The organism is Brachybacterium endophyticum (assembly GCF_003130585.1).
Taxonomy (GTDB): Bacteria; Actinomycetota; Actinomycetes; order Actinomycetales; family Dermabacteraceae; genus Brachybacterium; species Brachybacterium endophyticum.
Window position 1 is genome coordinate 1 of the sequence record NZ_QFKX01000010.1, and the last position, 13,314, is coordinate 13,314.

The following is a 13,314-nucleotide window of genomic DNA, read 5'->3' on the forward strand; positions in this document are numbered from 1 at the left end:
CAGCTCCATGATCCGGCCGGAGATGTGCGGCTCGAGCGCCGCGTAGTCGTAATCGAGATCGGGAAGCGTGTACTCCGCCATGAGGTTCATCCCTTCCATTCGAGGTCGCGGGGACGCTGGGCGAACCCCGCCTTCACCTCCATCCTGCCACGACCTCGCTGCCCGTGGCCCGGCTGGTTCACACGGCGCGAACACCCGGCGTCGCAGGTCGCGGGGGATCACAGGTTCCGCGCACCCGAGAACCTGTCCGCATCGTCGCAGGCATAGCGGAGCAGCGGCCACGTGTCCGCCCGCAGGGCCACAATGGTGCGATGGTCACGGCACACGGGAGGGCCGCCGCTCCGGACGGCGCCCGTCGCGAGGACGACGGGAACGGCGACGCCTCGAGGCAGGGCTCCGTCCCCGCGCGCTTCTCCCCCGCCACCCGCGCGTGGTTCGAGGAGTCCTTCAGCGCTCCCACCCCTGCACAGGACGGGGCGTGGGAGTCCATCGGCCGGGACCAGGACACGCTCGTCGTCGCTCCGACCGGCTCCGGCAAGACCCTCGCCGCTTTCCTCTCCGCGATCGACGATCTCGCCTTCGCTCCCTCCCGCGAGCCCGCTGCACCCGAGGGCCCCACGCGCACGACCCCGGCGCGCGACGCGCCGGCGCGTACCTCCGTCCTCTACGTCTCGCCGCTGAAGGCACTCGGGGTCGACGTCGAACGCAATCTCACCTCGCCCCTGGTGGGGACGATGCGCGCCGCCCAGCGACTGGGCATCGAGCACCGCGAGCTGCGGGTCGGCGTGCGCACCGGGGACACCCCTCAGGCCGAACGCCGCCGCCTGCTCGCCCAGCCGCCGGACATCCTCATCACCACGCCCGAGTCGCTGTTCCTGATGCTCTCCTCGAACGCGCGGGAGACCCTCACCGGGGTGCGCACCGTGATCCTCGACGAGGTCCACGCCGTCGCCGGCACCAAGCGCGGCGTGCACCTGGCCCTCTCCCTCGCCCGGCTGGACGCGATGCTCGAGCAGCCCGCCCAGCGCATCGGCCTCTCGGCGACCGTCGAACCGGTCGACGAGGTCGCCGCGTTCCTCACCGGCACGGGCCGCGGCCGCGAGGTGGGCGTGGTGCGCCCCCCGTCGTCCAAGAGCTGGGACCTCTCCGTGCGCCTCCCGGTGCCGGACCTGTCGGCGATCGAACCCCCGGCCGATGCGGTGGACGAGGACGACGTCTCGGGGACCATCTGGCCGCACGTCGAGCGCGCCGTGCTCGCCGAGGTTCTCGCCCACCGCTCGACGATCGTGTTCACGAACTCCCGGCGGCAGGCGGAGCGCCTGACCTCGAAGCTGAACACGTTGCACCGCCGTCAGCTGACCGGTGACGCGGCCGCCCACGCGCTGGGAGCCGACGGCCCCTCCGACCTGGTCGCCGGTCCCGGTGCCGGCGCGGCCGGCGGCGAGCAGGAGACCGCCCGGGAGGACGTCGAGGACGTCGCCCGCGCCCATCACGGGTCGATGTCCAAGGACACCCGCGCGAGCATCGAGGACCAGCTGAAGTCCGGGCGCCTGCGCTGCGTGGTCGCGACCTCCTCCCTCGAGCTCGGCATCGACATGGGCGCGGTCGACCTCGTGATCCAGGTCGAGACGCCGTTCTCCGTCTCCAGCCTGCTGCAGCGGATCGGCCGCGCCGGCCATGACGTCGGCGCGGTCTCCCACGGCGTCATCCATCCCCTGCACGCGGCCGACATCGTGCGCGCGGCGGTCACGGTGCGTGAGGCCGTCGAGGGACGCATCGAGCCCCTCGCCGTCCCCCGCAACGCCCTGGATGTGCTGGCCCAGCAGACGCTCTCCGCGGCCCTCGCCGAGGACCTCGACGTCGAGGGCTGGTTCGACCTGGTGCGCACCGCCCACCCCTACCGCGCCCTGCCCCGCTCCGTCTTCGACCAGACCGTCGACCTGCTGGCCGGCCGCTACCCCTCCACCGCGTTCTCCGAGCTGCGCCCCCGCCTGGTGCACGACCACGAGGCGGGCACCCTGCAGGCGCGGCCGGGCTCCCAGCGCCTCGTCGTCACCAGCGGCGGCACCATCCCCGACCGCGGCCTCTACCCCGTCCACCTGGTCGCCGCCGAGGGCGACACCCAGCCGCGGAGGGTGGGCGAGCTCGACGAGGAGATGGTCTACGAGTCCCGGCGCGGCGACGTGATCACGCTGGGCACCTCCAGCTGGCGCATCGAGGAGATCACCGCGGACCGCGTCACCGTCTCCCCCGCCTTCGGACTGACCGGCCGCATCCCCTTCTGGCACGGCGACGGCGCGGGACGACCCGCGACCCTGGGCCGCGCCATCGCGACGGCCCAGTCCGAGCTCGCCGAGAAGCCCGCCGAGACCGCCCGCAGCGAGCTGGCGGGGCTCGGCCTCGACGAGAACGCCTCGAGCGCGCTGCTCGAGCACCTGGACGAGCAGAAGCAGGCCACCGGCATCGTCCCCGGCCCCGATCAACTCGTCGTCGAACGCTTCCTCGACGAGCTCGGTGACTGGCGCGTCGTGCTGCACTGCTCGCTCGGTCAGCGCATCACCGGCCCCTGGTCCCTCGCCGTCGGCGCCCGCGTCGAGGAGCGCTACGGGCTGGACGGGCAGGTGATGGCGGCCGACGACGGGATCGTGCTGCGCATCCCCCACGGGGAGGATCCGCCCGGGGCCGACCTCTTCGTCTTCACCCCCGAGGAGATCGATGAGGAGGTGCGGCGTCTGGTGGGATCCTCGGCCCTGTTCGCCGCCCGCTTCCGCGAGTGCGCCGCACGCGCCCTGCTGCTGCCGCGCCGGGACCCGCGTTCCCGGGCGCCCCTGTGGCAGCAGCGTCAGCGCGCCGCGCACCTGCTCGAGGTGGCCCGTCCCTACGCCCAGTTCCCGATCATGCTCGAGGCCGCCCGCGAGTGCCTGCAGGACGTCTACGACCTGCCCGCGCTCGTCGAGCTGATGCGCGGCATCGGGCAGCGGCGCGTGCAGGTGCGGGAGGTCGAGACCGAGTCCCCTTCGCCCTTCGCGCGGTCGCTGCTGTTCGGCTACCTCGCCCAGTTCATCTATGACACCGACGCCCCGCTGGCCGAGCGTCGCACCGCCGCGCTCGCCCTCGACCAGTCGCTGCTGGCCGAGCTGCTGGGCAGCGTCAGCCTGCGCGAGCTGCTCGACGCGGACGTGATCACCGAGGTCGAGGAGCGCGCGCAGGGGCTGACCACTGAGCGCGCCCTGCGCGGCACGGAGAACGCGGCCGACGCCCTGCGTCGTCTGGGCCCGCTCACGCACGCGGAGATCGCGGCGCGCTGCGGCGAGGGGGTCGAGCCCGAGGGGATCGTCCGCGAGCTCCTCGAGGCGCGTCGCGCGATCACGATGAGGATCGGCGGCCGCGAGTACCTGGCGGCCATCGAGGACGCCGGGCTGCTGCGCGACGCCCTCGGGGTCGCCCTGCCGCCTGGCATCGCCGAGGCCCACCTGGCGCCGGTTCCTCGCGCAGTCCCCGAGATCGTCTCTCGGTGGGCCCGCAGCCACGGGCCCTTCACCCCCGCCCAGCTGATCAACGCTTTCGGCCTCGCTCCAGGGGTCGCGCGCAGCGCCCTCGAGCAGCTCACGGCCGAGCGGGTCCTCCAGCAGGGCGAGTTCACGCCCGGCAGGGAGGGCGAGGAGTGGGTCGAGACCGAGATGCTGCGCCGCATCCGTCGGGCTTCGCTCGCCGCCTCCCGCAAGGACATCGCCCCCGTCTCCCACTCCGTCTATGCGCGGTTCCTGGGCGACTGGCAGCACCTGACGGGGCGGCGGGCCGACGGTCGACGGGCGCGCGCCGACTGGCGCGGCGGTGACGGCCTGCTGTCGGTGATCGACCAGCTCGCCGGCGTCTCGCTGCCGCTGTCCACCTGGGAGACCCAGGTGCTGCCGTCCCGTCTGCCGGACTTCACCCCTGCCATGCTCGATGCGGCCTTCGCGGCCGGGGAGGTGGCCTGGTCCGGGCACGGGCGGCTGGGATCCTCGGACGGCTGGGTTCGCCTGCACCTGGCCGACGCCCTCCCGCTCGGCCTCGACGCGGCCGCGCTCGAGACCGCCGCGGGCGAGCTCGCCGAGGGCTCCCTGCCCGCCCGGATCCTCGACCTGCTGCGCGGCACCCCCGGCGCGCTGCGCCACGCCGAGATCCTCACCGCCCTGGCCGATCAGCAGGACGGCGCCGCCGCCCCGCAGGACGTGCACGACGCGCTGTGGGAACTCGCCTTCGCCGGGCTGATCACCAACGACTCCTTCGAGGCGCTGCGCGGCTTCAGCCTGGGGCCGGCACCGAAGACCTCCTCGCGCGGGGCGCGTCGCTCCCGTCCCGTGAGCCGGCGCGGAGCGGCCCGGCTCTCGGCGGCGATGATGCGTCAGGGGGCATCGGATCCCTCGCAGCTGGTGACCGGTCCGATGGGAGCCGGTCGCTGGTCGGCCCTGCGCATCGAGCAGGTGGATGCCTCGGCCCGGGCGGCTGCCGTCGCGACCCTGCTGCTGGACCGCCACGGCGTGGTCACCCGCGGGGCGATGGACGTGGAGGACGTGCCCGGCTCCTTCGCCGCCGTCTACCGGGTGCTCTCGGCCCTCGAGGAGAACGGCACGTGCCGGCGCGGGTACTTCGTGGACGGCCTGGGCGCCTCCCAGTTCGCCCCGGTGGAGGGCGTGGACCGCCTGCGCGACCGCGAGAGCGAGGCCCAGACCTCCCGCGACGAGAACCAGCGCCTCGAGGAGTCCATCGCCCACGCACTCGCCGCGACGGACCCGGCGAACCCCTACGGCGCCGCCCTTCCCTGGCCGGCGCTCACCATCGCACCGCCCGAGGGCACGAACGTGCGGCCCGCCCGGCGCGCCGGCGCCCTCGTGGTGCTGCTGGACGGCCACGCGGCCGCCTTCGTGGACCGCGGGGGCAAGAGCCTGCTGTGGTGGGCGGACGATCCCTCGACGCCGCTGGTCGCCGAGCAGCTGGCCCGCGCCGTCGCCGAGGACTCCCGTCTGCCGCAGCTCCAGATCGAACGGATCAACGGCCATCCCCTCGATGCCGAGGACGTCCACGGGATCCTGGAGGCGCTGGTCGCCGCCGGCTGCTACCGCTCGCCGCGCTCGCTGCGGCTGCGCGCCGGAGGTCGCTGATGCCCGAGGGCGACACCGTCTTCCGGCAGTGCCGGATCCTCCACGAGGCACTGGCCGGGGGCACCATCACCGGCTGCGAACTGCGGGTGCCGCGTGCGGCGACCGCGGACCTTCGAGACTGGACGGTGCGCGAGGTGGTGCCGCGCGGGAAGCATCTGTTGCTGCGGGTGGACCCGCCCGGGATGACTGCGACGACGACGGCCGGGGCGACCACGGCGCCTCCGTCAGCGGAGCCCCTCACCCTGCACAACCACCTGATGATGGACGGCATCTGGCACGTCGACGGCGCGCCGCTGCGCTCGAGCGACACCAGCGCGAACCCCCGCGCGACCCACACGGCCCGCATCCTGCTGACCGCCCGGCACGCGGACGGACGGGAGGTGCGTGCCGTCGGCTACGACGTGAAGCAGGTCCGCCTCGTGCGCACGCGGGAGGAGGCCGAGCTCATCGGGCACCTCGGACCCGACCTGCTGGATCCGGACTGGTCCGAGGAGCACCGCGACCTCGCGCTCGCGAACCTGCGAGCCCGGCCCGAACGGCCCATCGGGCTGGCCCTGCTGGATCAGCGGAACCTCGCAGGGATCGGCAACATCTACCGCTGCGAGCTGTCGTTCCTGCACCGCCTGCACCCGGCCGCCCCGGTGAGCGCCGTGGCGGACCTGCCGGGCATGGTCGACCTCGCCCGTCGCCTGCTGCTGCTGAACACCTCCCGCGTCGTCCGGATCACCACGGGCGGGATGATGGGCCGCGACGGTGACCTGTGGGTGTACGGCCGCGCGGGCCGGCAGTGCCGCCGCTGTCGCACCAGGATCGAGCGCGGGGACCTGATCGAGCCAGAGATCGAGGGCAGCGAGGGCCGCGTGATCTTCGTGTGCCCTCACTGCCAGAGCGGTGGGCCGACGAGCCCGGGGGACCAGGGCGCCGGCGACCTGGGCACGGCCGGCCGCGACCCGGGCACCGGCCGAGGTCGGGGCCCGCACGGTCCGACTGGGCGGATGCGCCCCCGCACGCGCTGGCGGCCCTGAACCGGGGCCTGCGGCCTGGGGGTGCGACGCCTTTCTGCCCTCGACGGCCTCAGACCTCAGACCTCAGACCTCAGCGGCGACGGTCTCGAGGAACAGCCGGGCGACGGCCTCCTCCTGGGCGGCGAGGACGACGTCGATCCTGCGCCCGATCTCCGCGAGACCGTGCTCGGCGTCCTCCCCCGGTCCCCGTCGGCGGTCCACGATGGTCTGGCCGCGGGCCGGACCAGCCGAGGTCTCGACCCGCACGGGCAGGGAGCGGATGTCCATCAGCTCGGGGGCGACCAGTGAGCAGACGGCGCCGGCGTCGCCGATCCGGGCGACCTCGGGCCCGCCCGGCACGCCGTCCTCGTCGCGCAGCCAGAAGCCCAGCAGCTCTCCGAGCGCGGTGGTCAGCGGGTCGGTGCTGGCGGTCAGGTGGGCGACGGCGGCCTCGTCCAGACCCACGCGATCGAAGACGTCCAGGCCGTACATCCGCACGGGCAGCTCGCTCTCGAAGACGATGCGCGCGGCCTCGGGGTCGTGCCAGACGTTGAACTCCGCCACCGGTGTCGCGTTGCCGACCGCGGCGGATCCGCCCATCAGCACGATGCCCTCCAGCTGCGCGGCGACCTCCGGGTACATGCGCAGCAGCAGCGCGACGTTCGTCAGCGGCGCGAGGGCGACCAGCGTGAGCGGCTGCGCGGACTCCTCGATCGCCCGGCGGATCACCTCGATCGCGTGCAGCTCGGAGACCGGGCGTTCACTCGCCGGCAGCTCGATCCCCGCCAGGCCGTCGGCGCCGTGGGCGTGCGCGGCGTCGCGGGGCGATTCGAGCAGCGGCCGTGAGGCGCCGGCAGCGACGGGGATCTGCTGCGGGGCTCCGAGCGCGTCGAGCACCCGGCAGGTGTGCTCCACGACGCGGGGCAGCGGCACGTTGCCGTCCACGCAGGTGATCGCGCGGACATCGATCTCCGGGTGGCGGATGGCGAACATGATCGCCATCGCGTCGTCCACGCCGGTGTCGACGTCGAGGAGGATGTGGTGAGCGGGCATGTCCGTGCTGATCGTGGGTGTCACCGCGCGAGGAGTCCCTTCTCGATCATGCTGCGCCCGGCGTCGAGCACGGCCTCGTGCGCGTGCCGGGGTTCCCAGCCGAGCTCCTGCCGAGCCTTCTCGTGCGAGACCCGCCGCGCGTAGCCGAGGTCCGGTGCGATCTCCCGCATGGCCGGGGCGACGAGGGCACCGAGCTTCACGACCGCGTTCGGCAGGGTCCGCCGCGGGACCTTGCGGGCGGCCTCGCCGAGCTCCCGGCGCAGCAGCCGGGCGATCTCGGGGAGCTCGAGTGCGGGACCGTCGGCCAGCAGATAGCGCTGCCCGGCGGCGTCCGGCGTCCCCAGGGCCAGGACGTGAGCGCGCGCCACGTCCCGCACGTCCACGATCGGGAGGTAGACGTGCGGGGCGGCGGGGACATGGCCCTGCAGCATCGAGCGGATCACGTCGTTCGCGCCGCTCACCTGGTCGCCGATGACGGGCCCCATCACGGCGACGGGCAGCAGGGTGACGAGCTCGGGTCCCGTTCCCGCCTGGGCGACGTCGGTCCAGGCGGCACGCTCGGCGAGGGTCTTGCTGCGTCCGTAGGCGTCGGTCCCGGGGTCCTCGAGCACCGTCCAGTCGTCCTCGGTGAAGACGTGGTCCGTGTGCGGGTGCCCCCAGCCGACGGCGTGGAAGGCCGAGGTCATGACGACCCGCCGCACGCCTTCGGCGCGAGCGGCTCGCAGCACGCGCAGCGCGCCCTCGCGCGCCGGCCTGATCACCTCGTCCTCGTCCTCGACGTGCCCGGGCCGCACCGGGGAGGCGACGTGCAGGGCCCCGGTGACGTCGCGCATGGCCTCGGCCCAGCCGTCGTCGGAGGTGAGGTCGGCGGCGACGAACTCCAGATCGGCGTCCTCGGGCATCCCCGCCGCGACGAGGGCGGCGCGAACTTCCTGTTCGCGGGCAAGACTGCGCACGGTCGCGCGGACGCCGTGCCCCGTCTCCAGGAGCTGCAGGATGCAGTGGCCGCCGATCAGACCGGAACCTCCGGTCACCAGGACACGGGACGATGACATGGGGACTCCTGACGCGAAGCGGTGAGGGGCGCGGTGCGCACGGTCCGTCTGCAGCGACTCTAGCCGTGGGAGGGAGCGGCCGGGACGTCCCCTCGCGGCAGCACCGCCGGTCTCGAACAGCCGCGATGCTCGGTAGACTTCTCGGCGCCGGGATCGGCCCGAAGGGACGCTCGGCGCACGCCTCCATAGCTCAATGGATAGAGCAACGGCCTTCTAATCCGTAGGTTGCAGGTTCGAGTCCTGCTGGGGGCACTGAACAGCACAAATACTCCCTCTGGCTGTCGCCTACGTCGAAACGACGAGTTTATTCGACCAAGGTGCGTGCCTCACCGAAGTACGCCCAGATCAACGGTCGCCCCGTCACTCCGGGAACACGTATCGCTCCCCCGCCCCTGGCACGAAGGTGCCAGTCCTGGCTGCGGCGCCACTGTGACATGACCAGAAGGCATCCCCCTAGGCGCCGCCCCGCGTCCAGACGTCCGTCCCCTAGGATTCCAACATGAACACCGAGGCCGACGGGAGCGGGGACAGGGAGCAACGGAAACCCAATGTCCCAACGCCGCTTTGGCAAATCTCGACTAACAAACTTTACCCGAACTTGACGACGCCAACGTCTTTCAATCCAGGAATCGACTTATCGAAAATCATGGGCTCCTCAAGCCAGGCCATCGCTAGCCAGATTCTCCAGACCAGCCTACCTGATATTTCAAAGCTGTTCTCTGCGCAGCACCAACATCTGCTTGCTCAATTATCGCCCAACACACGGAGCATCATGAAAACCGTGTTCTCCAGTGAGGCGATCCGAAACTGGCAAACAGCGAGGCCATCTACAGCACGCGCAGACCGATCGGCACGGGACTTTCTAACCTCCCACGCCAAAACAGCAGAGGACACAAAGGGACTCCTAAAGGCAATCGCAGATATATCCGCCAAGCACGCCGACCATGAACCAATCTGGCGAGGACAAGGAAACGCTGATTGGCCTATCCGCTCCACGCTTTATCGCGCAGTTGCGGCGGGTGATTCAAAGAAGGTAGTCGAGGAGGACGACCTAGTCAGCGCTGAGGCGGAAATATTAAATTCTGCCAGCAAGTGGGGGCTGGCGCAGTACGAGTTCCCGGCGACCCCCCTTCATGCGCTTGCCGAACTCCAGCACGCCGGAGCCCCGACACGGCTACTAGATGTAACTCGGGATGCAGAGGTTGCCGCCTGGTTCGCAGTCGAGAACCCTGATCATGATGACTTCGACGGCCTGGTCATCGCTTGGGGGCAACGCCCCCGAATTAAACGGGGCGCCGTCGGAGGAGATCTGGCAAGCACCCTCTTAAACACAAACACCGGCCAGCTTCCCTGGCAAGATTGGGATGCCGAACAGCGCGTCCAAAGCGGATGGGGGACCGGCTCCCAGACGCACGTCTGGTTTCCTGAAACCCCAAATATTCGAATGCGAGTCCAAAGAGGCGGATTCATGATCGAATCCGCGCCGCTACTGCTCGACGGAATCGTCAAGACGATAAACGGGGAGCTTTCCGAGAGCACTGGGATAGAGCAGGATTGGCGCCGTACGGAGCTGGAGCTCGCCACCTCAATAATCGGATTACCATCCCGAACCGGTCGCGCTACCAAGCCTAATAATTCCGCGCTTGTCCCGATTTTTACGATCGTCATAAAGGCGCACGCGAAAAAGCCAGTGCGAGAATACCTAACTACGCGTGGGTTGACGCAAAAGACTATGTACCCAGACCTTTCAGGCCTGATTGCAGACTTACGAAGACGATTTCCAACCTAATTGCCCGTTTGGCAATTCAGCAAACAAATCACGGTCCGGTCATCGCTTCACGCCACCCATATTCACGAGGCGTACTCAAGTCCGGCGAGAGCTCCCTCTGGCTCAAGCCCGCGGTCCCAGTAGGCTCTGTGCGCGGTGTCACTCGTGTGCCCCATCACCCGCTCGATCAATCGAGGGTCCGTACCGCTGCTGATCAAGCGGTTCTCGACCGTCCGTCGAAGGGTGTGCACCGTCGCCCAGGGCAGGCCCGCACGGTCCAGAGTTCGCCGCACAGCTGAGGCCATGTTGTCCGGGTCAGGTCGCTTCCCACGCGGAGAGGTGAAGACCAACCAGGACCCTGCCGCCTCCGACTCCTCAGGACGGCACGCCCGACGCCGGTCAAGGAGCGTTCGAGCGCCTTGCGTCAGGGGGACCACCCGGACCTCCGGGCCAGTCTTCAACCCCGCTCGCCACTGCAGTCCCTCCCCCTGGATGCGGACCATCTGTCCTGCAAGCGTCAGGGTCTCGTCGGACACGTCGTCCCAACGAATGCTGATGAGCTCACTGATGCGCGCGCCCGTTTCCAGCGCAAGAAGGAGTGGGTCCGCGATGCCCTCCGACTTTGCCCTGTCGTCCGACGCAAGGAACTCCCGCAGGCCCGTCTCCTGCTCATGAGTCAGCGCATTGTCGACGAAGCGAGGCGCCCCGTTCGCATAGACCTTGGTGCCGCGAGGTGGTGCCGAAGGCAGAGTGAGCCCAGAAGCCGGGTCGATGTGGACCAGCCGGAGGGCGAGGGCTCGCGCTGTCGCCTTTCGCCACATCGCGCGGACGTGGCGCGTTGCGGAAGCGCCACCCGCTGCGGCGATGGCCACGAGTTCGTCGTGCAGGTCACCGGGCGTGAGGTCAGCAATGGGCGTCTTGATGATGTCCGTACGGTAGCGGTGTGTTCGTTCGCCCTCCTTCGGCTCCAGCGGCGGCCTCGGCGACGACGCCTACGACTCACCGGAGTACGGAGCCGCAAAGGCTGGCGTGCACCGATTCACCACCAGCCTGGCCGCGCGCACCGATGTGCGCGTCACGGCCGTGGTCCCCGGATGGATTGGGCTCGAGCGCGCCCAACGCGAGTGGGCGGTCTTGACTGCTCGACAGCAAAGAGACAAAGGCCCTCTCATTGCCCCCACCGACATTGCAACTGAGGTCGTCAGGTTGCTGCGCTTGGGCAAACCAGGCGAGGTCGTGAAGATGTTGCGTTAGGGCGTTCTGGTCACAACGACGAGAGGAGTCACCCGCCAAGGAAATCCTCGCCATATCTTATTGGGTCCATCAGCCGTCGGGACTAAACCGCAATGCCCTCCGGGGGTCGCACGGATATCTTGCGCAATCAGACACCGAAACAAGCGGGTTATATACCGGCTGCCAGCATTGTCGCAGCCGTACTCATTTCATTGTCATTGCGTGTCGTCAGAGCGTACAGCGCGTACCCGACCGGAGCGGCCTCCCACAAATGTCGGGCTTGGTCGCGCAAGCCAGGGTAAATGTGGCCGCCAGCACCAGCATAGGCCTCTAGAGCAACCTCCAACATGCCGTCGCCCGCGGTGCCGTACTGGGTGGCAAAATCCCTGGCCGGATCGTCGACTCGACCGGTGGTCCAATCCAGGACACCTGTAAATCTTCCACCCTCAGCCATGAGGATGTGAGCGGGGTAGATTTCTCCATGGGTCATGGTGGTCTTTCTTGGCCAACACGATTTGTCGGCCAACCAGTTCTCCCACGATTCTCGCATTGCAGGGGCAACGGCGAACTCTTGCTGAACTCTGCTGATATCCGCGCGCCACTCCTCGCGGACTTGATCAGGGGTGCGAGTTTCGACGCCAGCGGCAGCCGCGCGAGTGGATGTGATCGAGTGCAGTTGGGCCAGGAGCTGTCCCAGGCGGACAGCGTAGTCTGGGCTGGCTGGGTCCATATGCCAGACCGGGTCTCCCGCTGCGGACAGTGTCAGTCCCGGAGCTCCGGGCAAAGCCGGGTAAGCGATCAGATCGGGGCACCACAATCGCCAATTCGGAACCGCAACATTTACGGTCGCCAGAACGGGGGCGACCAAATTGAGGACTCTTGCCTCCTCGGCCATCGCTTCGGCGACGTCACGTCGACGGGGCTGGCGCAACACCCAGCGGAGACCCTCAGTGTCTTCGGCGATGACCACGCGGTAGTCGAGGCCAGCGTCGTTGATGGTGGCGGTTTCGCGACGCAGATGTAGGTCATGCGAGCGGGCCAGGGCTAACGCGTCCTCGATCGTGTTCATGAGGACATACTGTCACTCTGAGCGTGATAGCACATGGTCTTTATGAAGAGTCTGCGTCGCCCCTCCCCTGCCCCGTTGGCCGTTGCCGGTCGGGAAGGAACGAGAGTCGAGCTCCGCTGAGTGGATGCGCGGCAGTTGGAGACGGGAACAAGTCTACAAATTTCGTTGTGCTGGATTCGCGAGGTTCGCAGCCCGCCGGCGTCTTCCACGAGGAGCAGTAGGCTGAGAGTCTAGGATGGATCAGTTCTCGGAGAGTCGGGCGTAGATCACGGTGTTGTCGAGGTGGTGCCCGTTCTTGCCGAGGTCGCCGCCGCAGGTAATCAGTCGCAGTTCGGGTCCGTCTGTTCTTCCGTAGACGTCGAGGGTGGGAAATTCGTCCTTAGGGTAGCGGGCCGAGTCGTAGACCTCAAACGTGGCGAGGCTGCCGTCCTTGCGTTTGACCTCAATATTGTCGCCGGTTTTGAGGCCGCCGAGTTCAAAGAACACGGAGGGTTCGTTGTGCCAGGTCACGTGACCTTCGATGACTGCTGGGCCGATTTCACCGGGCGTGGGTGAGCCGGCGTACCACGCCGGTTGATTGGCTCGCTCCCCGCGTGGAGCAAGGAGCCCTCCATCTTCACCGAGGCCGATGGGAAAGAGCTTCTCATCGAGATCGATCGACGGGATCCGCAGTTCCGTGGGGTCCTCTGCTGCTATCGGCTCCGCACCGCCAGGAGCTCCCTTTTTGCGGCTGGATTGTTGCGTTGGGCTGCTCGCGTCTGTACTTGGAGTTGCCAACGTTTTTGTGGATTCTGGACGATTTTCGGACGTGGATCCCCCACTGTCAGAGGCGCCCGCGTTGGTGCGGAGTCCTGGTTCAGGGGGCTGTCCGACTTGGCTAACCAGGGCGAACACGACAAGCGCGGCACCGACGAGAGCGAGAGCCGCCAGGGCGACGACCATCAGCCGACGGCTGCCGCCCTGGCGGGATGATCCCTGAGGGGTCACG

General features: G+C 69.2%; 8 protein-coding genes, 1 tRNA gene and 1 pseudogene. 4 read left to right on the top strand and 6 right to left on the bottom strand.

The features are described from left to right. Positions 1–81, bottom strand: a pseudogene (locus DEO23_RS15710) (superoxide dismutase); the annotation flags it as partial. 230 nt (positions 82–311) lie between these two features. Here DEO23_RS15710 and DEO23_RS15715 point away from each other — a divergent pair. Together DEO23_RS15715 and DEO23_RS15720 are read left to right on the top strand one after the other, a co-directional pair. Then, a complete protein-coding gene (locus DEO23_RS15715) occupies positions 312–5,144 on the top strand; it encodes an ATP-dependent helicase (RefSeq protein WP_109276979.1) in 4,833 nt (1,610 codons plus the stop codon). Then, positions 5,144–6,169, top strand: a complete 1,026-nt coding sequence (locus tag DEO23_RS15720; protein WP_109276980.1) for a DNA-formamidopyrimidine glycosylase family protein — start codon at positions 5,144–5,146, stop codon at positions 6,167–6,169. Before DEO23_RS15715 ends, DEO23_RS15720 begins: the two co-directional genes overlap by 1 nt. 63 nt (positions 6,170–6,232) lie before the next feature. On the opposite strand, the gene DEO23_RS15725 is transcribed toward DEO23_RS15720, so the two are convergent. Together DEO23_RS15725 and DEO23_RS15730 are read right to left on the bottom strand one after the other, a co-directional pair. Beyond that, complete coding sequence (locus tag DEO23_RS15725; RefSeq protein WP_205679006.1) at positions 6,233–7,225, bottom strand: nucleoside hydrolase; 993 nt, start codon at positions 7,223–7,225, stop codon at positions 6,233–6,235. Further along, on the bottom strand, positions 7,222–8,256 hold the full coding sequence (locus DEO23_RS15730) for an SDR family oxidoreductase (protein WP_109276981.1): 1,035 nt from the start codon (positions 8,254–8,256) through the stop codon (positions 7,222–7,224). The genes DEO23_RS15725 and DEO23_RS15730 overlap by 4 nt, the downstream gene beginning before the upstream one ends. 179 nt (positions 8,257–8,435) lie before the next feature. On the opposite strand from DEO23_RS15730, the gene DEO23_RS15735 reads away from it, so the two are divergent. Next, positions 8,436–8,508 (top strand) — tRNA-Arg (locus tag DEO23_RS15735). 247 nt (positions 8,509–8,755) lie between these two features. Continuing rightward, entirely contained in the window at positions 8,756–10,045 is a 1,290-nt protein-coding gene (locus DEO23_RS15740) for an FRG domain-containing protein (protein ID WP_109276982.1), read from the top strand. A 62-nt stretch (positions 10,046–10,107) separates the two neighbouring features. Here DEO23_RS15740 and DEO23_RS16650 read toward each other — a convergent pair whose 3' ends face one another. The 3 genes from DEO23_RS16650 to DEO23_RS15755 all read right to left on the bottom strand — a co-directional run bounded on the left by DEO23_RS16650 (position 10,108) and on the right by DEO23_RS15755 (position 13,313). Then, positions 10,108–10,845, bottom strand: coding sequence for a tyrosine-type recombinase/integrase (locus DEO23_RS16650; RefSeq protein WP_420808033.1), 738 nt, complete (start codon positions 10,843–10,845; stop codon positions 10,108–10,110). Between the two features lie 581 nt (positions 10,846–11,426). Continuing rightward, the gene (locus DEO23_RS15750; protein WP_109276984.1) at positions 11,427–12,326 is read right to left on the bottom strand and encodes a macrolide 2'-phosphotransferase; all 900 of its coding nucleotides are present in this window, start codon (positions 12,324–12,326) and stop codon (positions 11,427–11,429) included. A gap of 240 nt (positions 12,327–12,566) precedes the next feature. After that, positions 12,567–13,313 carry a class F sortase gene (locus DEO23_RS15755; RefSeq protein WP_133249901.1) on the bottom strand — a complete coding sequence of 249 codons (747 nt, stop codon included), beginning with the start codon at positions 13,311–13,313 and terminating at the stop codon, positions 12,567–12,569. Position 13,314: the final 1 nt, after the last annotated feature.